Annotated in this window: 22 protein-coding genes; 18 read left to right on the top strand and 4 right to left on the bottom strand. The window is 71.4% G+C overall.

The features are described 5' to 3' along the window. Window positions 1–239: 239 nt before the first annotated feature. From ACLQ2T_RS22840 to ACLQ2T_RS22825, 4 genes are all read right to left on the bottom strand, one after another. On the bottom strand, window positions 240–689 hold the full coding sequence (locus tag ACLQ2T_RS22840) for an SCP2 sterol-binding domain-containing protein (protein ID WP_425768395.1): 450 nt from the start codon (window positions 687–689) through the stop codon (window positions 240–242). A 229-nt stretch (window positions 690–918) separates the two neighbouring features. Beyond that, window positions 919–2,016 carry an LLM class flavin-dependent oxidoreductase gene (locus ACLQ2T_RS22835; protein ID WP_425768394.1) on the bottom strand — a complete coding sequence of 366 codons (1,098 nt, stop codon included), beginning with the start codon at window positions 2,014–2,016 and terminating at the stop codon, window positions 919–921. Between the two features lie 34 nt (window positions 2,017–2,050). Continuing rightward, complete coding sequence (locus ACLQ2T_RS22830) at window positions 2,051–3,106, bottom strand: acyl-CoA dehydrogenase family protein (protein WP_425768393.1); 1,056 nt, start codon at window positions 3,104–3,106, stop codon at window positions 2,051–2,053. Between the two features lie 16 nt (window positions 3,107–3,122). Next, window positions 3,123–4,262, bottom strand: coding sequence for an acyl-CoA dehydrogenase family protein (locus tag ACLQ2T_RS22825; RefSeq protein WP_425768392.1), 1,140 nt, complete (start codon window positions 4,260–4,262; stop codon window positions 3,123–3,125). 171 nt (window positions 4,263–4,433) lie between these two features. Between ACLQ2T_RS22825 and ACLQ2T_RS22820 the strand changes: the two genes are divergently transcribed. The 18 genes from ACLQ2T_RS22820 to ACLQ2T_RS22735 all read left to right on the top strand — a co-directional run bounded on the left by ACLQ2T_RS22820 (window position 4,434) and on the right by ACLQ2T_RS22735 (window position 20,350). Beyond that, entirely contained in the window at window positions 4,434–4,631 is a 198-nt protein-coding gene (locus ACLQ2T_RS22820; RefSeq protein WP_425768391.1) for a ferredoxin, read from the top strand. Continuing rightward, on the top strand, window positions 4,592–5,812 hold the full coding sequence (locus ACLQ2T_RS22815; RefSeq protein ID WP_425768390.1) for a steroid 3-ketoacyl-CoA thiolase: 1,221 nt from the start codon (window positions 4,592–4,594) through the stop codon (window positions 5,810–5,812). Before ACLQ2T_RS22820 ends, ACLQ2T_RS22815 begins: the two co-directional genes overlap by 40 nt. Before the next feature lie 9 nt (window positions 5,813–5,821). Then, window positions 5,822–7,030, top strand: coding sequence for a CaiB/BaiF CoA transferase family protein (locus tag ACLQ2T_RS22810; protein WP_425768389.1), 1,209 nt, complete (start codon window positions 5,822–5,824; stop codon window positions 7,028–7,030). Between the two features lie 27 nt (window positions 7,031–7,057). Beyond that, a complete protein-coding gene (gene fabG, locus ACLQ2T_RS22805; RefSeq protein WP_425768388.1) occupies window positions 7,058–7,798 on the top strand; it encodes a 3-oxoacyl-[acyl-carrier-protein] reductase in 741 nt (246 codons plus the stop codon). After that, window positions 7,795–8,229, top strand: coding sequence for a hypothetical protein (locus ACLQ2T_RS22800; protein WP_425768387.1), 435 nt, complete (start codon window positions 7,795–7,797; stop codon window positions 8,227–8,229). The genes fabG and ACLQ2T_RS22800 overlap by 4 nt, the downstream gene beginning before the upstream one ends. Beyond that, window positions 8,222–8,752 carry a 3-hydroxyacyl-ACP dehydratase FabZ family protein gene (locus ACLQ2T_RS22795; RefSeq protein WP_425768386.1) on the top strand — a complete coding sequence of 177 codons (531 nt, stop codon included), beginning with the start codon at window positions 8,222–8,224 and terminating at the stop codon, window positions 8,750–8,752. The genes ACLQ2T_RS22800 and ACLQ2T_RS22795 overlap by 8 nt, the downstream gene beginning before the upstream one ends. A 2-nt stretch (window positions 8,753–8,754) precedes the next feature. Further along, entirely contained in the window at window positions 8,755–9,009 is a 255-nt protein-coding gene (locus ACLQ2T_RS22790; RefSeq protein ID WP_425768385.1) for an acyl carrier protein, read from the top strand. Window positions 9,010–9,011: 2 nt separating this feature from the next. Further along, window positions 9,012–10,217: a beta-ketoacyl-[acyl-carrier-protein] synthase family protein gene (locus ACLQ2T_RS22785; protein WP_425768384.1), complete on the top strand. Its 1,206-nt coding sequence runs from the start codon at window positions 9,012–9,014 to the stop codon at window positions 10,215–10,217. After that, window positions 10,214–11,311 (top strand): beta-ketoacyl synthase N-terminal-like domain-containing protein, encoded by a 1,098-nt coding sequence (locus ACLQ2T_RS22780; RefSeq protein ID WP_425768383.1) that lies wholly within the window; start codon window positions 10,214–10,216, stop codon window positions 11,309–11,311. The genes ACLQ2T_RS22785 and ACLQ2T_RS22780 overlap by 4 nt, the downstream gene beginning before the upstream one ends. Next, the gene (locus ACLQ2T_RS22775) at window positions 11,289–12,410 is read left to right on the top strand and encodes a beta-ketoacyl-[acyl-carrier-protein] synthase family protein (protein WP_425768382.1); all 1,122 of its coding nucleotides are present in this window, start codon (window positions 11,289–11,291) and stop codon (window positions 12,408–12,410) included. The genes ACLQ2T_RS22780 and ACLQ2T_RS22775 overlap by 23 nt, the downstream gene beginning before the upstream one ends. Further along, window positions 12,407–13,297, top strand: coding sequence for a beta-ketoacyl synthase N-terminal-like domain-containing protein (locus ACLQ2T_RS22770; protein WP_425768381.1), 891 nt, complete (start codon window positions 12,407–12,409; stop codon window positions 13,295–13,297). The genes ACLQ2T_RS22775 and ACLQ2T_RS22770 overlap by 4 nt, the downstream gene beginning before the upstream one ends. Next, the gene (locus ACLQ2T_RS22765; RefSeq protein ID WP_425768380.1) at window positions 13,297–14,097 is read left to right on the top strand and encodes an alpha/beta fold hydrolase; all 801 of its coding nucleotides are present in this window, start codon (window positions 13,297–13,299) and stop codon (window positions 14,095–14,097) included. The genes ACLQ2T_RS22770 and ACLQ2T_RS22765 overlap by 1 nt, the downstream gene beginning before the upstream one ends. Further along, window positions 14,094–15,026: a thioesterase gene (locus tag ACLQ2T_RS22760; protein WP_425768379.1), complete on the top strand. Its 933-nt coding sequence runs from the start codon at window positions 14,094–14,096 to the stop codon at window positions 15,024–15,026. The genes ACLQ2T_RS22765 and ACLQ2T_RS22760 overlap by 4 nt, the downstream gene beginning before the upstream one ends. After that, window positions 15,023–15,646 (top strand): DsbA family protein, encoded by a 624-nt coding sequence (locus ACLQ2T_RS22755; RefSeq protein ID WP_425768378.1) that lies wholly within the window; start codon window positions 15,023–15,025, stop codon window positions 15,644–15,646. The genes ACLQ2T_RS22760 and ACLQ2T_RS22755 overlap by 4 nt, the downstream gene beginning before the upstream one ends. After that, window positions 15,643–15,825: a hypothetical protein gene (locus tag ACLQ2T_RS22750; RefSeq protein ID WP_425768377.1), complete on the top strand. Its 183-nt coding sequence runs from the start codon at window positions 15,643–15,645 to the stop codon at window positions 15,823–15,825. Before ACLQ2T_RS22755 ends, ACLQ2T_RS22750 begins: the two co-directional genes overlap by 4 nt. Further along, window positions 15,822–16,568 (top strand): class II aldolase/adducin family protein, encoded by a 747-nt coding sequence (locus ACLQ2T_RS22745; protein ID WP_425768376.1) that lies wholly within the window; start codon window positions 15,822–15,824, stop codon window positions 16,566–16,568. The genes ACLQ2T_RS22750 and ACLQ2T_RS22745 overlap by 4 nt, the downstream gene beginning before the upstream one ends. Before the next feature lie 18 nt (window positions 16,569–16,586). Then, on the top strand, window positions 16,587–19,457 hold the full coding sequence (locus ACLQ2T_RS22740) for a cytochrome P450 (RefSeq protein WP_425768375.1): 2,871 nt from the start codon (window positions 16,587–16,589) through the stop codon (window positions 19,455–19,457). Between the two features lie 95 nt (window positions 19,458–19,552). After that, complete coding sequence (locus ACLQ2T_RS22735) at window positions 19,553–20,350, top strand: TIGR03084 family metal-binding protein (RefSeq protein ID WP_425768374.1); 798 nt, start codon at window positions 19,553–19,555, stop codon at window positions 20,348–20,350. The last annotated feature ends 97 nt before the right edge of the window (window positions 20,351–20,447 follow it).

The following is a 20,447-nucleotide window of genomic DNA, read 5'->3' as shown; positions in this document are numbered from 1 at the left end:
CCCCGAACCGGGGGACGTGCCGAATGGTCGCGTGGACCGCGCGGGAGTGAGGGGCACAGGCTGCAGGTGTCTCATCGTAGCCCTTCGTCGACCTGGTTACCGCAGAAAGAAAAGCGTGCTTGCCCAAGCATATGAATGCCTGGCGCGGTGACCAAGCTGAAACCCCGCGTCTCGACCACGTTCGACGGTGCGCCGCCGGTAGCGTCCCGGACCGATCAGGTGTCCCGGACCGGGTGTGGTCACGGTTTCGGATTGGCGAACAGACTGGGAAACTTCGCGCTGAGCCGCATGTCGCCCTTGGTCTTCATCTTGCCCCGCATGACCAGCAGGACCGGGTGGGCGTTTCCGGTCACCAAGTTGAGATAGTCGACCGCGTCGAGGGACAACGTCAGCCGGGGCTGCCGATCCGCTGTGGGGGACAACTCGCAGGTGCCGGCGGACACGACGATCTCGTACACGTCGACCGTGCCGTCGGGTCGGCCGCCGATCTGCCAGTGGACGACCGCGTCGAGCGCACCGGCCATCTCCGGCCGGAAGACACTGACCATGCCCGCCACCAGTTCGTCGAGCACGACCTGACGCCGCGGGCCGCGCATGAGCTGCGCCAACTCCGCGGTGGGGGTGCGTTTGACCAGGCGGGCGAACTCCCGGGGCTCCATCCGTGCCGGGCTTACCTCACTGATCGACATCTGAGCTCCCTCGTCTCCGCGAACCAAGGAATGCCGGAAGACCTTGTAGATCTCGATTGTCCCGTCGAGGCGGCCCGCCGGCCCCTCCGACGTTGCGCCGCCGGGGCCCAGTCCCGACCCGCGAGCGCTATGGAGCGGGGCGGTCGCGTGGTCCGCTACCGCCGTCGAGCTGCTCAGTGTCACCGACTGCCCCGGCGGGGTGCATGTGGTCACGCGGTGACCGTCGCGCCTACCGTCCCGGCTCGGCCACGATGCCGTGCTTGCGCAGCAGCGGCAGGACTCCCTCACCGAAGGCGTACGCCTCCTCCAGGTGCGGGTGCGCCGACAGGATCAGGTGATCCAACCCGAGCGAGTGGTATTCCGCGATCCGCTCGGCGACCTCCTCGTGGCTGCCCACCAAAGCGGTACCCACACCGGGCCGGACCAGGCCGTACCCCGCCCACACGTTGGGGTAGACCTCCAGCGCCGCCGTACTGCCGCCGTGCAGCGCCGCCATCCGACGTTGGCCCACCGACTCGGTGCTGCGGAACCGTCGCTGCGCCTGCTCGATGCGCCCCGGATCCATCCCGTCGATCAGCTGCTCCGCCACCCGCCACGCCTCCGCCGAGGTGTCCCGGCTGATGACGTGGAAACGGCTGCCGTACCCGATCCGACGTCCCTGCTCGTCGGCGAACCGGCGGGCGTCGGCGACCAGCCCGGCCACTCCGGCCGGGGGCTCGCCCCAGGCGACGAAGACGTCGCCGTGCCGCGCGGCCAGGCGTTGTGCCTGCTCCGACGACCCACCGACGAAGGTCAGCGGGCGGACCGGATGGGGCCGCGTCACAAGTCCGCCCTGGATCTGGTAGTGGGTGCCGTGGTAGTCGAAGCGTTCGCCCGTCCAGGCCCGGTTGAACACGTCGAGGAACTCCGTAGCGCGTTCGTAGCGCTGGTCGTGGGTCAGCCAGTCGCCGTAGCGCCGCTGCTCGTCGATGTCGCCCCCGGTGACCAGGTTGAGTTGCAGCCGCCCACCGGTGATTCGCTGGAACGTCGCGGCCTGCTGGGCGGCCAGCACCGGCGACACGAACCCCGGCCGTAGGGCGATCATGAACCGTGCCCGGTGGGTACGGGTCGACAGGGCCGACGCCACGATCCACGGATCCTCGCAGAACAGCCCGAACGGGGTGAGCATCCCGCTGAAGCCGAACCGCTCCACGGCGAGCGCGACCTGGGTCAGGTAGTCGAGGTCCGGGTCGCGGCGCGCACCCGGGGCCCCCGGTCCGCTGGACGGTTTCGCGACCTCCCGGCCGTCTCCGTGCAGCGGCAGGAACCAGTGCAGTTCGAGCGGCATCTCCGGCGTCTCCTCTCCCGGTACGGGTCAGCGGTCAAGTGGTGCGGTGCGCGGCGGGACCCGCCAGGAGCGTGTCGGCGACGGTGGCGAGGGCGTCCGTCCGGCCCCGGTGGAACGACTGCAGCCACAGCGCCCGCCGGTACCACCAGTGCAGCGGGAACTCCCAGGTCACCCCGGTGCCGCCGAACACCTGCACCGCGGACTCGCAGGCCGCCACGGCAGCGGCCGGGCAGGACACCTCGGCGCAGGCCAGCGCGTCGTCGAGGGACCCGTCCGGCCCGCTGGCACCGTCCGCCACCGCGGCGGCGGCCCGGTACGCCAGGGAACGGGCCAGCTCCAGGTCGGCGTAGCTGTCGGCGAGTCGGTGCGCGACCGCCTGGAACGAGCCGATCGGGCGGTCGAACTGAACCCGGACCTGGGCGTGTTCGACGGCCATCGCCAACGCCCGCTGCCCGACGCCGACGGCCTCCGCGCAGGCCAGTACCACCGCCCGGCGCTGCCCGGCGACGCGGGCCGCGTCGGCGGCCGGCCCGGTGAGCAGCAGCCGGCCGATGGCCCCGGTCAGCTGTACCGTGGCCGAGCCGCGCAGCGGATCCAGGCCGTCGTGCGCCGACAGCGTCACGCCCGGATCGTCGGTGCGCACGCTGAACAGCACCGGCCCGGAGCCGTCTGTCGCGGCGACGAGCAACTCGACGGCGTACCCGGCGTCGACCACCTGCCGAAGGTGACCGTCCAGCCGCCAGGTCGCACCGTCGTACCGGGCCCGGCACGACGACGAGCCGTCGCCGTAACTCACCGCACCGGGTGGTTCCAGACCGGCCGCCCGGTACGCCGGCAGCGCCGCACCCATCGTGGACCACCAGGCGACAGGGTGCAGCGCGGTGCCGCTGGCCTGCGCGAGCAGGGCCAGTTCCATCAGGCCGAGGTCGCCGTCCAGCCAGCCCTGTCGGATCAGCTCGGGCCAGGCGTCGACGTCGTGCGCCCCGCGCTCGGCGAACTCGGCCACCCGCCCGGGCGGGTACCGCTCGGCCAGGTAGTGCCGTGCCGCGTCGGCGAGATCGTCCTGCACGGCTGTGGTCGCGAAGTTCATCGCCATCAACTCCCGGTCAGTGTGAGCGGGGCAGGCCGAGCACCCGCTCGGCCACGATGCCGCGCAGGATCTCCGACGTCCCGCCCTCGATGGTGTTCGTCCGGCTACGCAGCAACTGCCGGCGCCAGTAGCCGGACCAGTCGTCGCCGGCGCCGGGCCGGCTGTCGAGGACCCGTACCGCGAGGGCGGCCAGTCGCTGATTCGCCAGCGACCAGCGCAGCTTCAGCACCGAACTCTCCGGCCCCGGGGTGCCGGTACGCTCCAGGGCCGTCAGGGCGCGGTACCCGGTGTACCGCAGCGCCTGCACCTCGACGTGCAACTGGGCCAGTTCCCGCCGGACGACCGGGCAGTCGCTCGCCCCGGCCGCCCGTACCGTCTCCACGAGCCGGCCGAGTTCGGCGGCCAGACGCGAGGTGAGGGTGATGGCGAAGGTGCCCCGCTCGTGCGCGAGCGTGGTCATCGCGACCTTCCACCCGGCGCCGACCGTACCGAGCACGGCGTCGGCGGGTACGACCACGGAGTCCAGCAGGATCTGGTTGAAGTCCGTGTCCCCCGACATCTGGCGCAACGGGCGTACCTGGACCCCCGGTGCGCGCATGTCCAGCAGGAAACAGGTGAGTCCACGGTGTCTCGTGGCCGGTTCATCGGTGCGGGCCAGCAGGAGGCAGTAGTCGGCCAGGTGAGCGTAGGACGACCAGACCTTCTCGCCGTCCAGCACCCAGCCGTCGGGGTGCGGGCGGGCGCGGGTCCGGACCGAGGCCAGATCGCTTCCGGCGTCCGGCTCGGAGAAGCCCTGGCTGAAGATCACCTCACCGGAGAGGATGTGGGGCAGGAACGTCCGCTGCTGCTCCGGCGAGCCGAACCGGATCAGCGTGGGCCCCACCATGCCGATCCCGATGACGTTGACGTGGTCGGGTGCGCCGGCAAGGGCGCTCTCCTCGGCGTACACCGCCTGGTACGAGGCAGACAGGCCGCGTCCGCCGTGCTCGCGGGGCCAGGTGATGCCCGCGTAGCCGGCGGTGTGCAGTCGCCGGCTCCAGGCTCTGCGCTGCTCGGTGTCCAAGGAGTGCGGTCCACCAGCGGGAACGTTGTCGCGTAGCCACTGGCGCAGCGTCGCCCGGAAGGCCGCTTCGTCATCGGTGTCCACAAGCCGCATGCCGGCACGCTAAACCAATCCCGACCGCCCGAGAGGGCCTGGCCGGCCGCTCGGCACGGACGAAGAACGCCACTGCCGCCGGGGTTGCCGCCGGCGCATGTTCGAAGATGCCGCCCGTCGGGGCACCGGCGGACGCTGGGTGCCTATGGCGCGTCTGTGGAGGAGTACGTGATGAGAGTGGTCGTCGACTACAACCTGTGTGACGGCAACGGTCTGTGTGCCACTGTCGCACCCGAACTCTTCGAGGTGGACGAGGACGATCAGCTGCACGTACTCGACGAGCGGCCCGGAGCCGAGTTGTGGGCCCTCGCCGACCAGGCCGCCCAGGCGTGCCCGAAAACGGCCATCTCGATCGAGGAGCAACGCTGAACGCGCTGGCCGACCGCACGCCGGTCATCGTGGCCGCAGCCCGGACCCCACTGGGTCGGCGAGGCGGGCAGCTGTCCGGCCTGAAGGCGGTCGAGTTGCTGCGCCACGCGATCCTGGCCGTGGTCGACCGGGCCGGTGTCCGACCCGACGACGTCGAGCAGATCATCGCGGGCTGCGTCACGCAGTCCGGGGAACAGAGCCTCAACATCGCCCGCAACGCCTGGCTCAGCACCGGGCACTCCCCGGCGGTCGGGTGCAGCACGGTCGACGTCTCCTGCGGCTCCGCCCAGCAGGCCAACCATCTCGTCTCGGCGTTGATCGCCGCCGACGCGATCGACGTCGGGGTGGCCTGCGGCGTCGAGTCGATGAGCCGGGTGCCGATGGGCACGAACCTCTACCAGGGGCCGGGACATTACAAGACCGCCGACTACCCGTGGGACGACCCGCCCAAGGCGCAGTTCGGCGGTGCCGAGCGGATCGCCGCGCGGGAGGGGATCACCCGCGTGGAGGCGGACACCTTCGGTGTCGAGTCCCAACGCCGCGCTGCGCGGGCCTGGCAAGAGGGCCGGTTCGACCGCGAGGTCGTACCCATCGGCGTCCCGGTTATCGACGACACGGGGGTACCGACCAGGGAGCGGCACATGGTCCGGCGTGACGAGGGGTTGCGGCCCACCACACTGGCCGGGCTGGCCCGGCTGCGGCCCAACATCGACGGCGCGGTGCACACCGCCGGCACCACCTCCCAGGTGTCCGACGGCGCGGCGGCGGTGCTGTGGATGTCGGCGCGGCGGGCCCGCGAACTCGGCCTGACCCCGCGGGCCCGCCTCGTCGGGCAGGTCGTCACCGGGGCCGACCCCTACTACCTGTTGGACGGTCCGGTGGTGGCGACCCGGCGGGTGCTCGACCGCGTGGGGATGTCCCTGCGCGACGTCGACCGGTACGAGGTGAACGAGGCGTTCGCGGCGGTCGTGCTCAACTGGGTACGGGCGTACGACGCCGACGTCGACCGGCTCAACGTCAACGGCGGCGCCATCGCGCTCGGGCACCCGCTCGGGGCGACCGGGTCCCGGCTGATCGTCACCGCCCTGCACGAACTGGAACGCACCGGCACCGAAACCGCCCTGGTGACCATGTGCTGCGGCGGATCACTGGGCACCGCGTCGCTGCTGCAGCGGTTGTGAGGCGGCGCGATGCGCAAGGAGGACTTCTACCGCGAGGCGCGACGCGACTCCACCGGCCCGCTGGGCGGCGTCCGGGTGCTGGGTGTCACCAAGGTCTGGTCGGGCCCGCTGGCCACCTGCGTGCTGGCCGACCTCGGCGCCGACGTTGTGGACATCGAGTTACCCGGCGGACGGGACGGGGAGGTGCCACCCGACATCCCCGGCACCGGACTGTCCTGGTTCCGCCAGACGGTGCACCGCAACAAGCGCAGCGTCGGTGTGGACCTGCGCGAGCCGACCGGCCGGCAGACGTTCCTGGACCTGGTGGCCGAGGCGGACATCGTCGTCGAGAACTACAAGCCGGGCACGCTCGACGGGTGGGGCATCGGCTACGCCGTCTGCCGGCAACGACGTCCCGACATCGTGTTCGTCTCCATCTCGGGGTGGGGGCAGTACGGCCCCAACACCCACCTGCCGGCGTACGATCCGGTGATTCAGGCGGCCAGCGGCTGGATGGCACTCAACGGCGAGCCCGACGGGCAGCCGGTACGCGCACCCACCTTCCTCGCCGACGAGCTCGCCGGCCTGCACGCCGCGATCGGCGCGCTGGCCGCGCTCGCCCACCGTGACCGCACCGGCGAGGGCCAGCACGTCGACGTGGCCATGATGGACGCGCTGCTGTTCAGCAGCAGTGGGCTACCGACGCTGGCGGCGACCGGAGCGCCACCGGGCCGGTTGGGCAACGAGACCGACTTCGTCGTGCCGTCGAACGTGTTCCCGTGCGTCGACGGGCATCTCTACCTGGCGGTCGCGCTCGACAAACACTGGCGGGCGCTCACCGAGGTGGTCGGTCGGCCCGAGCTGGCCGACGCGCCGGGTTTCCGCCGCAACCGGGAGCGCCTGGCGAACCGGGACGCGGTCAACGCCGTCGTGGCCGACTGGTGTGCCACCCGGCCGGTCGCGGTCGCGGTCGCCGCACTCGCCGGGCGTGGACTGGTGGTGAGCCCGGTGCGGACGCTGGCCGACGTGGTCACCGATCCGCACGTCGTCGAGCGGGACATGCTCGTGGCCACCCGGTTGCACAACGGGACCGTGGCGCCCCTGGTGGGGCCGGCGGTCAAGTTCTCCCGTACGCCGACGCGGATCCGGGCCGCCGCGCCGGTCGCCGGCGCGCACACCCGGGAGCTCGGTGGCAGCAACCAGGGAGGTGATCGGCAATCTGCCTCGAACCTACCGTGAAAGCTGAACGAGGAGATGGGGGCAGACGTGGCTGAGCAGCACCGGGCATTGGTGACTGGGGCGTCGCGCGGCATCGGCCGGGCCGTGGCGCTGCGCCTGGCCCGCGAGGGCTACGCGATCGCGGGGTGCTACCAGCGGGCCAGCGAGGCGTCGTGCCGCACCGCCGACGACGTACGCCAGCTGGGCGTGCCGACGTACTTCGCCGAGTGCGAGGTCAGCGATCCGATCGCTGTCGACGAGTTCGTCCGCGCCGCCGAGGCCGAGATCGGTCCGGTCGACCTGCTGGTCAACAACGCGGGCATCACCCGGGACAAGCACCTGGTGATGAGCGGGCCGCAGGACTGGGACGCCGTGTTGTCCACCAACCTCACCGGCACCTGGAACTTCTGCCGGACGCTCGCCTTCCGGTTCATGAAGAACCGAGCCGGGGCCATCGTCAACATGTCCTCGGTGGCGGGCATCTACGGCAACGTCGGACAGACGGCCTACGGGGCCAGCAAGGCCGGCATCATCGGGCTGACGAAGTCGCTGGCCAAGGAGGTCGCTTCGTACGGCATCCGGGTCAACGCGGTCGCGCCCGGCTTCATCGAGACGGACATGACCGACGCCCTGCCGGCGAAGCTGCGGGACAAGGCGTTGGCCGACATCCCGCTGCGTCGCTTCGGTACCGCCGACGACGTCGCCGAGTTGGTCGCGTTCCTGCTGTCGGAGCGGGCGGCGTACATCACCGGTCAGGTGTTGCAGGTCGACGGGGGGATCACGCTGTGACCGCCGACGCCGTCACGCAACCGGCGTACGACCGGGCCGCGCCGCTGCAGGCTGTGGACTCGTACGTGGTCGAGCAGACCACCGACGGGCTTGAGATCACCGCCCGCCTGCGGGTCGTGGCGGGGCAGGCCACGACCCGGGGGCACTTTCCCACTCTGGCGGTGCTGCCCGGAGTGTTCGTGATCGAGGCCGCGGGGCAGGCGCTGGCGCTGGCCGTGGATCGCGCCGGCGGTGCGCCCACGGTGCTGCGCCGGCTGCGGTCGGTGCGGTTCCTCGCTCCGTTCCTCGACGGCGACGAGTTGACCCTGAGGCTGACCGCGACCCCGCAGCCCACCGGCTGGCTGGTCCGCGGCGAGGGCCTCCGCACCGACGGCGTCGTCGCCGCGCGGCTGCGCGCCGAGTTCGGACCCCGGGAGCTACCTCATGCATGAGCACGTCGAAGTCCGGGCGGTCCTGCCGCAGCGGTACCCGCTGCTGCTGGTGGACCGGGTGCTGGAACTCGTGCCACACAACCGGATCCGGACCCTCAAGGCGGTCAGCGGCACCGATCCCTGCTATGCGGACCTCACCGACGGCGCCGAACCGTGGCAGTACGCCTACCCGTCCTCGCTGCTCATCGAGTCGTTTGGGCAGAGCGCCGCGTTGTTGTGGCTCAACGGACGGGTGCCGGACCCGAACGACGCGGACCAGGTGCTCATGTTCATCGGCGCCTCGGACTACCGGTTCGAGGGCGTCGCCCTTCCCGGTGACGTGCTGCGCCACGAGGTCCGACTCGACACGGTCATCGCCGACACCGCTTTCGCGTCGGGTGAGACATGGGTGGGCGACCGGAGGATCGCCACCGTATCCAGTCTCGTCGCCACCCGACGCCCCGTCAGTCCCCGGACCGGACCGGTGCCAGGCGCACCGGCCCGGACCGGCCAGAAGGCAGTTCGTCATTTCGGGAAGGACTAGAGATGGACAAGAACGAGCAGCAGTTGGCGGACATCCGCGAGATGGTCGCGGAGGTGCTCGAACTGGAGCCCGAGGAGCTCACCGACACCGGCGACTTCATGGAGGACTACGGCGCCGACTCGCTGCGTGCGATCGAGATCCTCGCCCGGCTCGACAAGCAGTTCAAGGTGGAGATCCCGCAGGCTGAGCTGCCGGATCTGCGCAATCTCAAGGCCGTGCACGCCGCTGTTCTGCGGCACTCGGCAGCGAAGAGCTGACCGTGGTTCGCGTAGCGGTCACCGGCTTGGGGCCGGTCTCGAACATCGGCATCGGCCGGTCGGCGTTCGCCGAGGCCCTGCGGGAGGGCCGGTCGGGCATCTCTCGCATCGCCAGCTTCGACCCGACCGGCTTCCCGTACCAGGACGCGGGAGAGGTGCAGGACTTCCGCCCGACCGACTACGTGCGCCGCATCGATCCGTACCGGTGGGGTAGATCCAGTCTGTTCGCGGCGAGCGCGGCTCGTCTGGCCGTCGACGACGCGGGCCTCGACATCGAATCGGTCGCTCCGGGTCGTGCCCACAGCGTGGTGGGCACGACCAGCGGCGAGTCGCAGGTCGTCGAGGCGCTCACCGCGCAGATGGTGGACGGTGGCTTCGCCGCGCAGGACCCCGTGCTGCTGCGGCAACTGCCGGCCAACCGGCTCGCCAACGCCGTCAGCGAGGAACTCGACCTCACGGGTGAGTCGCTGACCCTGGCCACCGCCTGCTCGGCCAGCAACTACGCGATCGGCTACGGCTACGACCTGCTGGTCTCCGGCGAGGCGGACGTGGTGATCGCAGGCGGGGCGGATTCGGTGTGCCGGTGGGCGCATGCCGGCTTCTTCCGGCTCGGTGCCCTCACCGGCACCGTCTGCGCCCCCTTCGACCGGGACCGGTCGGGCATCCTCACCGGCGAGGGGGGCGCGGCCATCGTCCTCGAGACGTTCGACCACGCCCAGGCCCGTGGCGCCCGGGTCTACGCCGAGTTGCTGGGCTACGGCCTCAACTGCGACGCCAAGCATCCGGTCTCCCCGGACATGGCGAGCGTGGCCGAATGCATGCGCATCGCCCACCGAAACGCGGGCGTCAAGCCGGAGGACGTGAGCTACATCTGCGCCCACGGCACCGGCACCCCCGCCAACGACATGGTGGAGGGACGGGCGATCCTGGATGTCTTCGGTGCCGAGCCCCCGCCGGTCAGCTCGATCAAATCGATGATCGGGCACACCATGGGTGCGGCATGCGGCTTCGGCGCCATCGCCTCCGTGCTCGCGATCCACCACGGGTTCCTGCCGCCGACGATCAACTGGTCCACCTCGGACCCGGCGCTGGTCGGCATCGACCCGGTGCCCAACGTGGCCCGCTCCGCCGACGTGCGGGTGGTGCAGAACGACGGGTTCGCCTTCGGCGGCAACAACGCCATCGTCATGCTTGGAGCGGTCGGATGAGCCCCGTTCTGGTGAGCACCTACAGCGCGGTGACCTCGGCCGGCGTTGGCGAGCAGGCCCTGATCGACTGGCTCGCGGCCCGCGACGGTGAGAGTGCCGATCCGGGTGTCGCGGTCGGTGGCCTCTATGCCGGGCTGCCGGCGTCCACCGGGCACGCGCTGGTCGACTTCGACGTGCGTACACACATGGGGCGTAAGGGCACCAGTACCCTCGACCGGGCCACCGCGCTGTCGGTGGTCTGCTGCCAGGACGTGCTGCGCAGGGCAGAGCTGACCATCGACGAGACCAACCGAGCCCGGGTCGGCGTCGCCCTCGGCACCAGCCTCGGCAGCTTCAAGTCGACAAGCGACTACACCCGCGACACCCTGGTGCAGGAGAGGCCATACCTGGTCAACCCGATGCTGTTCCCGAACACCGTGATGAACTGCGCCGCCGGCCAGGTGGCGATCAAGTTCGGGCTGATGGGCGTCAACGCGACCGTCGCCGGTGGCCCACTTGCCTTCCTGAATGCCCTGCGCTACGCGAACAACGTGCTGGACCGCGGCTACAACGACGTGATGCTCGCCGGCGCCGTCGAGGAGTTCACCCCGCACCGGGCGTGGGCCTCGCACCTGACCGGCGCCACCGGCCAGGTGACCTCAGGTGAGGCCGCCGCCCTGTTCGTGCTCACTTCCGAACAGCCGCCCGCCTGGGCCAGGCTGACGCCACGGGCGCGGATCCTCGCGGTCGCCACGGCGTACGGGCCCGGCGGTGACGGGGGGGCCGAGCGGGCGTTGACCGGATGCGTCGACCGTGTTCTGCGGCGCGCCGGCCGGGTCGGCGCGGACGTGGACCTGGTGGTGACCGGCGAGTCCGCCGATGACGACCGGCGTGAGTACGGCCCGGCCACGCGTGCGCTCGGCGTCGAGCCCCGGCGGCTGCTGCCGAAGCGGATGCTCGGCGAGTGCGACGCGGCGTCCGGTGCCGTGGCGCTCGCCGTGGTGCTGGCCGGCGGGCACCGTGGCCTCGCGCTGCTCACCGGTCGAGGCGCTGGCGGTGCCGTTGGTGCCGCGCTGGTGGAGAGGATGTCCGATGACGGCTCTGATCGCGGCTAGCGCCATCCAGACCTGCCTGGGCGACGGTACGCACACCTTCGCCGGTCTGCTCGACGGCGCCTGCGGCGCCGGACCGTTGCGGCTGCCCGAGGCGGACCGGATCGGGGTGGACTACGGCTACCACGTGCCCGACGACGAGCCGGGTCGCCCGTTTCGGGCGAGCCGGCTGCTGGCGCAGTGCGTGGCACGGGCGGCCCGCCAGGCCGGCCTCGACCCGTCACGGCAGCGGGTCGTCGCGTTGGTCGGCACCGGGCTCGGTGAACTGTCGGCGGTGGAGGAGTTCGCGGCCGACCGGGCCCGGTTCTCGGTGGAGCGACTGCACTTCGCCGGGGCAGTCGGCAACGCGTTCGCCGGCATCACCGACGTCGTGACGTTCTCCAACGCGTGCAGCGCGGGCGGGCACGCGCTGGCGTTGGCGCAGGACCTCGTCGAGTGCGGTGAGGCGGACGCGGTCATCGTGGGGGGCGCGGACACGATGACCCGCTCGATGCTGGCGATGATCGGCCGGGTCGCCCCGGTGCCGACCCGTCAGGTGCGCCCGTTCGACCGGGCCCGCGACGGTGTGCTGCTCGGCGACGCCGGGGCGGCCGTGGTCGTGGTGCCCGACGGCTGGACCGGACCCACGCTCGGCCGGCTGGTCGCCACCGGACTGTCCTGTGACGCCTTCCACGAGACGGCCCCCGACGTCGAGGGCATCAGCCGCGCCATGCGCGATGCGTACGCCCGCGGCGGCCGCGGTCCGGAGGAGGTGGACGTCGTGGTAGCCCACGGGACGGCGACCGCGCTCAACGATCCGGCGGAGAGCGAGGCGCTGCGCAAGGTGTTGCTGGGCGCCGGCGCCGACCCGCTCGTCACCGCGGTCAAGGGGGCGGTCGGGCACACCTCCGGTGCCGCTGCCCTGGTCAACCTCGACGTGGCGGTGCACTGTCTGGCGCAGGGCCTGGTGCCGCCGATCGCCGGGCTCACCGAGGTCCTGCCTGAGGGAGAGGGCCTGCGGTTCGTTCGGGGGAGACCGGTCGTGGCCAGACCCGACCTGGTGCAGGTGAACGCGTTCGGGTTCGGCGGAGTCAACGCGGTGACCCTGGTGGGGCGGGTATGAGCCAGACGACGTTCCTGGTGACCGGCTGGAGCCTGCACCTGCCCGGAGTCGCGGTGGGTGCCACGCTCGCCGAGGAAATCGGTAAGCCTCGGGGAAACTGGGCGTGGCAGGCGGCGCCCGAGCCGGAGCAGGCTTCGCAGGTGCTGGGCCGTAAGGGTTTGCTGGCGAAGGAGCCGGCGACCCGACTGGCGCTGTGCGCCGTACATCGGGCGTTGGGTCTGGAGCCAGGTCGCCGGCCCGATCGGGAACTGTCCGTGGACACCGCCGTGGTCGTCGCGAGCAACCTCGGTAACGTCGCCGCGGTCGCCCGGGTCGCGCAGACCGTCGCCGAGGAGGGCGGGGGTCGGGTCAGCGTCCTCGACGCGCCGAACGTGTCGAGCAACGTCATCGCCAGCAGCGTCGCGCTGTGGTTCGGGTTCGGTGGCCCGAACCTGCTGGTCTGCTCTGGTCGGTCGGCCGGGATGGACGCCCTCGCCACGGCGGGACTGCTGCTGCGGGCCAACCGGGCCCGTCGCGTGGTGCTCGTCGGCGCGGAGCCGGACGACGAGGTCGCCGCCGGTCTGTACGACCACGACACGTCGTCGGTGCCGCTGCGCCGCGGCGCAGCCTGCCTGGTGCTCGAACGGCACCGGCCGAGCGACACCGCAGCCCCGGTCGTGCTGGACCTGGTGCGGAATCAGCGCTGGCCGCACCCGCCGCGGCTGTTGGTGGGCCGTCGGGGAGTGGTGCTGGCCCGCCAGTGGGGCGAGTTCTACGGGGCACACGACATCGTCGCCCTCGCCACCGCCGCACACCTGGTCGCCGACGAGGGCCACCAGACGGTCGGCGTGGTCGGCGACCGGGATCGGGGCGCGCTCGTCAGCGCGGCTTCGGTGCGGAGGTCCTGATGGAGAACGCGGAAGTGTCGCTGCACACCTTGCGGCCGGGTACGCCGGGCGGCCCGCTCGTGGTCTTCGCGCACGGCCTCGAAGATCCCTGGACGACCTGGCGCCCCCTCGCCGCCGAGCTCGACCCGACCTGGCGGATGGTCGCGCTGGACCTGCCGTGGCGTTCGGGCAACGACTACCGGTGGGGCCACCGCCCGGCGGGGGACTGGCTGGGAGACGGTCTCGAGCAACTCGGCGTCCGGCCGGACGTGTTGATCACCCACTCGTTCGGGGCCAACGCCGCCCTGACCCTGCTGTGTGCGCGTGACCCGCGCCCCGCGCCGGCGGTGATCCTCGTCTGTCCGCTCTACCGGCAGCCGCAGCACTCGGTCACCTGGGACATGTTCGACCAGGCCCGGGTCACGTTCGTGCGGCACATCCGCGAGGGTCTGCGGGCCCGGATGGGTGCCCGGGTCGACGCGTTGGACCCGGATGTGCTGGAGGCGATGGGCGAGGCCGCCATCGACCGGGTCGGCCCCGCCGGATTCCTCACCGTGTTTCAGCAGTACATCGCCAGCGCCCAGTTGCGATTGAGCAACGTGGCGGTACGGACCTTCCTGCTCGCCGGAGCGGCCGACCCGACGCTGTCCCCGGTGGCCGCCCGCGCCCTCGCCGCGGAGGTGCCGGGGATGAACCTTCAGGTCGAAGAAGAGTTCGACCATTTCTGCCACGTCCGGCAGGCGCGCCGGGTGGCCGACAGCGTGACCGCGTTCGTCGCCACCAGCCGTGCGTTCGAAACGATTGGAAGGGGACCGAGATGACGCTCGCCACGGTCGGCTCGACCGTTGTGTCGGGCCGTCCCTCGTACGAGGGAGCCAACATCCGTACCTGGATCGGCTTCAAGCACTTCGTCTACCTCGTCGAACAGGCGGTCCTGGAGTGGCTGCGCGAGCGGGGCGCCAGCGCCCGGACGCTCTACCACGAGCACGGCCTGGGCTTCGAGGTGGTCGACTGTTCGGTGCAACTGCCTGCGGTGCTGGAACTCGACGACGAGGTACAGGCGCAGGTGGTGGCCGACAACGGCCGGCGTCTCATCGTGCAACTGGCGGTGTCCCGCGGCGGCGAGTGGGTCACCGTCCTACGGGGCAAGGTGACCGTGGCGCTGGTACGGGAACGGAGCGCGTCGGCCCACGTCCCCGCGCCGCCGGCGCTGGCCGCGTACGAGGTCGGTGACGTGGCGCAGGCCAGCACGGTCACCCGGCCCGACCGTCGTACCCTCGCCCCGGGACAGCCGCCGACGGCGGTGTTGGGCACCCAGCCCTGGGAGTTCCTGTGGTCCTGGCGGGCCCGCTACTTCCACTGCCACTTCTCCGACCGGGTCCAGCACTCGGCCTACGTCCGCGCGCTGGAAGAGGTGGTGGACAGGTTCCTCGCCGACCGCGGCATCTCGGTCGGGCGGATGCTGACCGAGCGGCACTGGATTCCGGTGGTCTCCCGCGCCCGGATCCAGCTGATCGCCGCGGCGCACATGGAGGAGACCATCCACACCGTCTTCACGGTGCAGGACATCCTGCGTGGCGTGATGTTCGACGGCCGGATGGACTGCTACGTGCAACGCGATGACCTGCTGGTGCCGGTGGCCACGGCCAAGATCCTGCACGGGTACGCGATCGCCGCCGGTCCCGGCGCCGGTAGTGTCGCCGAGCTGGACGACGAGGTCAGCAGGGTCCTGATCGGAGGGCGACCGTGACCCGTCGCCCGCGGTTGTACTTCTCGTTCCGCAGCCCGTACAGCTGGCTGACCGTGCGCCGCCTCCGCGAGGTGGTGCCGGACCTGTCCGCGGAGTTCGACTGCCTGCCGTACTGGGACCCGGACGAGAAGACGTCCGCGGCCCTGGCCGAGCGCGGCGGCGAGTTCCACTACCAGCAGATGAGCCGCGCCAAGCACCTCTACATGCTGATGGACACCAAACGCCTAGCCCAGAACCGGGGCATAGACATGGCCTGGCCGGTCGACGTCGACTCCTGGTGGGAACTTCCGCACCTCGGCTGGTTGGCCGCCCGCCAGGAGGGCCGGGAGTGGGAATTCTACGACGCGATCGTGGCGGCCCGCTGGGGACGGGGCGATGACATCTGTACCCCGGAGGTGGTCGCCACCGCCGCGACCGCCGCCGGTCTCGACCCCGACCGGACCGTCGCCGCCGCGGACGACGAGAGCATCCGCGAGGAGGCGGTCGGCTGCCTCTACCAGGCCTACCTCGACGACGTGTTCGGCATCCCGTACCTGAAGTGGGGCCGCCATCGGTTCTGGGGCCTGGATCGTGTGGACGCGTTCCTGGACACCTGGCGGCCGGAAGGAGTGAACGGATGAACGAGCGAGCGCCGGCTGTCGCCGGTGGCACCGACCCGCGACCGCCGACCGGCACCGGCGAGGTGCCGCAGCCCGAGCCGCAGCCGCAGCCTTACGGTGACCTGTTGGCGGGCATTCCCGGTGCGCTGATCGACGCCCCCCGGGGCTACGACACGGACTCGGCGGGCGGCTGCGGATGACCGGCGACCGGCCCACCCGTACGGTCGAGGAGGAGCGGACCTACCGCAAGCAGCGGCTGGCCGCAGCGTTCCGGATCTTCGCGCGGTTGGGCTTCGACGAGGGGGCCGGCGGGCACATCACAGCCCGCGACCCGGGCGACCCCCACCAGTTCTGGATCAACCCGTTCGCCGTCCCGTTCGCCCGGATCCGGGTCAGCGACCTGATCCTGGTCGACGCCGACGGCCGTGTGCTGCAGGGAACGGGCACGGTGAACCCGGCCGGGTATGCCATCCACTCGGCGATCCACGCCGCCCGGCCCGACGTCGTCGCGGCCGCACACACCCACTCGGTGTACGGCCGGGCGTGGGCGGCGCTCGGCCGGCGGCTCGACCCGCTCACCCAGGACGCGTGCGTCTTCTTCGAGGACCACGCGGTCTACGAGGGCTTCGAGGGGGTCGTGCTCGACTCGGTGGAGAGCAAGCGGATAGCCGAGGTGCTGGGCGATGGCAAGGCGGTCGTCCTGCGCAACCACGGGCTGCTGACCGTCGGCACGACGGTGCAGGAGGCCGCCTGGTGGTTCGTCACGATGGACAGCTGCGCCCGGGTGCAGCTGATCGCCGAGGCGGCAGGCACTCCGGTGCCGATCAGACCCGACGTCGCGCGGGCCACCGCCGCCGTGATGGGCACCCCGGCGATGGGCCGGCTCAACTTCCGTCCGATGTACGCCGACATCGTCCGCGCACAGCCGGACCTGCTCGATTGACCACAGGAAGGATCAGCCGTGCCGACCCTACTGAACGAGCACGTCGGCTACGACGGGGAGGCCACCGCGATCGTCGACTCCGACGGCGCGACGAGCTGGATCCGTCTCGCCGAGCGCATCAACCGATGGGTACACCTGTTGCGCGCACAGGGCCTGGGCACCGGTGACCGGCTCGCCTGCGTGACGGGCAACCGTCGGGAGACCTTCGAGATCCTGTTGGCGGCACTGCACACCGGGGTCACCGTCGTACCGGTCAACTGGCACCTCACCGCGACGGAGATCGGGCATATCCTGTCGGACTCGGGAAGCCGTGTCGTGATCACCGAGGAGCTGCACGTCAAGGCCGTGGCCGCGGCGGCGGACGGCGCGGTCGGACCGGTGGCCCGACTGGTGCTCGGCGATCGGGAGGTCGAGGGGTTCGCCGCTGTGGAGCCCCTGCTCGCCGCAGCCTCCCCGGCCGAACCTGAGGAGCAGGTCTGCGGCGCCACGATGCTCTACACGTCCGGCACCACGGGGCGGCCCAAGGGTGTGGTCAACAACCTCTTCGTCACGGGCGCGCCGTACGCGCGGGTGGGCCGGTTGTGCGACTACGCGCGGTCGGTGCTGGGCGTGCCCCGCCGGGAGCGGATGCTGCTGGACGGGCCCTGGTACCACTCGTCGCAGCTGTTCTTCGCGCTGCTCTCCCTGCTCCAGGGCAGCCGGCTGGTCATCCGCCCGTACTTCGACCCGGCTGCGACGCTGAATATCATCGACGAGCAGCGGATCACCGTCACGCACCTCGTGCCGACCCAACTCGTCCGGCTGTTGCGCGTCGACGCGCTCACCCGGCAGACGTTCTCCGGGGCGAGTCTGCGCCGGGTGTGGCACGGCGGCGGACCGTGCCCGCCGGAGGTCAAACGGTCGATGATCGACTGGTGGGGGCCGGTTCTGGTGGAGTACTACGGCGCCACCGAGGGCGGCGTGGTGACCCTGATCGACTCGACCGAGTGGCTCGCCCGGCCGGGCAGTGTCGGGCGGGCCGTTCCACCCTCGGAGATCGTCGTGGTCGACGACGACGGACAGCCGGTGGCTGCCGGCCAGACCGGTCAGATCTTCTTCCGCCGACGTACCGGCAACCGGTTCCACTACCACAACGCGCCCGAGAAGACCCAGGCGGCGTACCTTGCGCCGGACACCTTCACCTACGGCGAGGTGGGCCACGTCGACGAGGACGGCTACCTGTTCCTCACCGGACGGGCCCAGGACATGATCGTTACCGGTGGAGTCAACGTCTATCCCGCCGAGGTCGAGGCCGTGCTGCTGCGTCATCCGGTGGTACGCGACGCGGCGGTGATCGGGGTTGCCGACGACGAGTTCGGGGAACGGGTCGTCGGCATCGTCGTGCCCGAGACCGCGGCCGACCCGGACGATCTGGCGACCCGCCTCGACGCCCACTGCCGCACGTCGCTGGCGGGGTTCAAGGTGCCGCGGGCGTACCGGGTGGTGGACAGCCTGCCCCGCGACGACACGGGCAAGCTGCGCAAGGACGCCCTGCGGAGCAAGTTCGCGGGGCTGTCGGGCGCGGCCACGCCCGTGTCCCGACCCGCCACTGGCCAGCCCACGGGTCGTCCGGACATCGCCCATCCCACCACCTACGTGGCGGGGGTGCCGCACGACGAGTTCGCCCGGCGGCGCCGTGACGAGCCGGTCGGCTGGGTCGCGGAGCCGGTGCTGACGCGGCACACGGCCGCGGGGCGTACGGCCACCCGGGGCTCCGGGTTCTGGGCGGTGACCAGGTACGAGGACGTGGTCGCCGCGTCGCGGCGGGTCACCGACTTCTCGTCGGCGGCCAAGGGGGCCTTCCTGACCGATCCGCGCACCCCCGCCGACCTGCAACAGGCCCGGCAGCTCCTGGTCAACATGGACGATCCCCACCATGCCCGGCTGCGCAAGCTGGTGACATCCGTGTTCACCCCCCGTGCGGTGCGGGGACTGCTGGCGAGCATCGACGCGCACGCCGAAGCTCTGGTCGCCAAGGTGGTCGCGGCGGGCGAGTTCGACATCGTGACCGACCTCGCCGCCGAGCTGCCGCTGCTCGTCCTCGCCGATCTGCTCGGCGTGCCGAAGCAGGATCGCGCTCTGCTCTACCGGTGGAGCAACCACCTGGTCGGCTTCGACGATCCGGACTTCGGCGGTGGTGACATCGACGCATATCGCACCGCGATGGCCGAGGCGTTCCAGTACGCCCTCAGCCTCGGCGTCGAGCGTCGGGCACGCCCCACCGACGACCTGGTGAGCCTGCTGGCCAGCGCCGAGGTGGACGGGATCCGGCTGACCGACCGCGAGTTCTGCAACTTCTGGCTGCTGCTGGTGGTGGCGGGCAACGAGACCACCCGACATCTGATCGCCGGAAGCATGCAGGCCCTGATCGAGCATCCGGGGGAGTGCGCCCGCTTGGTCGAGGGTCGCGTTCCGATGGAGTCGGCGGTGGAGGAACTGTTGCGCTGGGTCACGCCCATCATGCAGTTCCGCCGTACCGCCACCCGGGACACCGAGATCGGCGGCCGGGCCGTGACCGCGGGCGAGAAGGTGGTCCTGTACTACACCTCGGCCAACCGGGACGCCACGGTCTTCTCCGATCCGGAGCGGCTGGACCTGGGGCGCACCCCCAACCGCCAACTGTCGTTCGGTATCGGCCCGCACTACTGCCTGGGCGCGCACCTGGCCCGTGCCGAGCTCACCGCGTTGTTGCGGGTGATGTCGCCCCACCTGCGTTCGCTGCGGCTGACCGGGCCGGTGAGCCGCCTGGCGTCGAACTTCGTCAACGGGGTCAAAGCCATGCCGGCGGCGATCGGCTCCCGATCACCTGCCACGGCCGGTCCGGTCCGTACGCCGGCCGGTACCGCCTGACCGAGCCCGACACCTCAGGTTCCGTTCGGACCCGCCGACAGGACGTCGTCCGAACGGACCTGCCCATCCCTCAGTCCGAAAGGAACGGTACAAAGATGAGCCAGCAACCCAATGTCGTATCCGATCTAGCGGCGGACGGCGACGAGGTCGACCGCCTGGTGAGCGGTCTCGATGCGGCGCGGTGGCAGACGCCGACCCCGGCACCCGGGTGGACGGTGGCACACCAGATCGCCCACCTCGCGGCCACCTTCCGCCTGGCGGCCCTCGCGGCGGCAAAACCCGAGCAGTTCCAGCAGGTGGTGGCTTCCCTCAGCCCGAACTTCGACGCCAACGTCAAAGCGGCGATGGCCGAGTTCGTCGCCGAGCCACCGGAGGTGCTGTTGCAGCGGTGGCGTACCGAGCGGGCCGGTGTCGAGCGGGCACTGGCCGCCCTGCCGGGTGACCAGATGGTGCCGTGGCTCGTGCGACCGCTGCCGGCCGCCGTGCTGGCCGCCGCCGGCATGATGGAGCTGTTCGCACACGGTCAGGACATCGCGGACGGGTTGGGCGTGCAGCGTACGCACACCGACCGCATCGGCCACCTGGTGGGCTTCGCGGTGCGGACCTGGGACTTCGGCTACCTTGCCCGCGGGCTCCAGACCCCGGACGTCGAGTTCCGGTTCGAGATCACCGCCCCGTCGGGCGCGACCTGGACGTTCGGCCCGGAGCACGCCGAGCAACGCATCACCGGTCCGGCGGTCGACTTCTGCCTGCTGGTGACACGCCGGCGCCACCACGCCGACCTGGGGATCAAGGCCACCGGTAAGGACGCCGAGGCGTGGCTGGAAATCGCCCAGGCGTACCGTGGCCCGGCCGGTGAGGGGCGCAAGCCCGGTCAGTTCGCCACCCGCTGAGCTACGAGTAGCGGGGTGGGGCGGCCCCCGATAAGGTGTGGGGCCCAAACACACCACGGTTAGCCCCGGGCCGGCCGGTGGTGAGTCCGGCCCCCGG

The organism is Micromonospora sp. DT229 (assembly GCF_049844505.1).
Lineage (GTDB): Bacteria > Actinomycetota > Actinomycetes > Mycobacteriales > Micromonosporaceae > Micromonospora.
Note: the sequence above shows the minus strand (reverse complement) of the source record. Positions and strands in the feature narration are given on the sequence as shown.

Coding starts and splice junctions, on each gene's coding strand:
- ACLQ2T_RS22840 (WP_425768395.1), bottom strand. CDS start 689: ATGTCGATCAGTGAGGTAAGCCCGGCACGGATGGAGCCCCGGGAGTTC.
- ACLQ2T_RS22745 (WP_425768376.1), top strand. CDS start 15,822: ATGACCGGCGACCGGCCCACCCGTACGGTCGAGGAGGAGCGGACCTAC.
- ACLQ2T_RS22780 (WP_425768383.1), top strand. CDS start 10,214: ATGAGCCCCGTTCTGGTGAGCACCTACAGCGCGGTGACCTCGGCCGGC.
- ACLQ2T_RS22770 (WP_425768381.1), top strand. CDS start 12,407: ATGAGCCAGACGACGTTCCTGGTGACCGGCTGGAGCCTGCACCTGCCC.
- ACLQ2T_RS22790 (WP_425768385.1), top strand. CDS start 8,755: ATGGACAAGAACGAGCAGCAGTTGGCGGACATCCGCGAGATGGTCGCG.
- ACLQ2T_RS22820 (WP_425768391.1), top strand. CDS start 4,434: ATGAGAGTGGTCGTCGACTACAACCTGTGTGACGGCAACGGTCTGTGT.
- ACLQ2T_RS22765 (WP_425768380.1), top strand. CDS start 13,297: ATGGAGAACGCGGAAGTGTCGCTGCACACCTTGCGGCCGGGTACGCCG.
- ACLQ2T_RS22795 (WP_425768386.1), top strand. CDS start 8,222: ATGCATGAGCACGTCGAAGTCCGGGCGGTCCTGCCGCAGCGGTACCCG.
- ACLQ2T_RS22810 (WP_425768389.1), top strand. CDS start 5,822: ATGCGCAAGGAGGACTTCTACCGCGAGGCGCGACGCGACTCCACCGGC.
- ACLQ2T_RS22750 (WP_425768377.1), top strand. CDS start 15,643: ATGAACGAGCGAGCGCCGGCTGTCGCCGGTGGCACCGACCCGCGACCG.
- ACLQ2T_RS22775 (WP_425768382.1), top strand. CDS start 11,289: ATGACGGCTCTGATCGCGGCTAGCGCCATCCAGACCTGCCTGGGCGAC.
- ACLQ2T_RS22825 (WP_425768392.1), bottom strand. CDS start 4,262: ATGCGGCTTGTGGACACCGATGACGAAGCGGCCTTCCGGGCGACGCTG.
- ACLQ2T_RS22835 (WP_425768394.1), bottom strand. CDS start 2,016: ATGCCGCTCGAACTGCACTGGTTCCTGCCGCTGCACGGAGACGGCCGG.
- ACLQ2T_RS22735 (WP_425768374.1), top strand. CDS start 19,553: ATGAGCCAGCAACCCAATGTCGTATCCGATCTAGCGGCGGACGGCGAC.
- ACLQ2T_RS22760 (WP_425768379.1), top strand. CDS start 14,094: ATGACGCTCGCCACGGTCGGCTCGACCGTTGTGTCGGGCCGTCCCTCG.
- ACLQ2T_RS22830 (WP_425768393.1), bottom strand. CDS start 3,106: ATGAACTTCGCGACCACAGCCGTGCAGGACGATCTCGCCGACGCGGCA.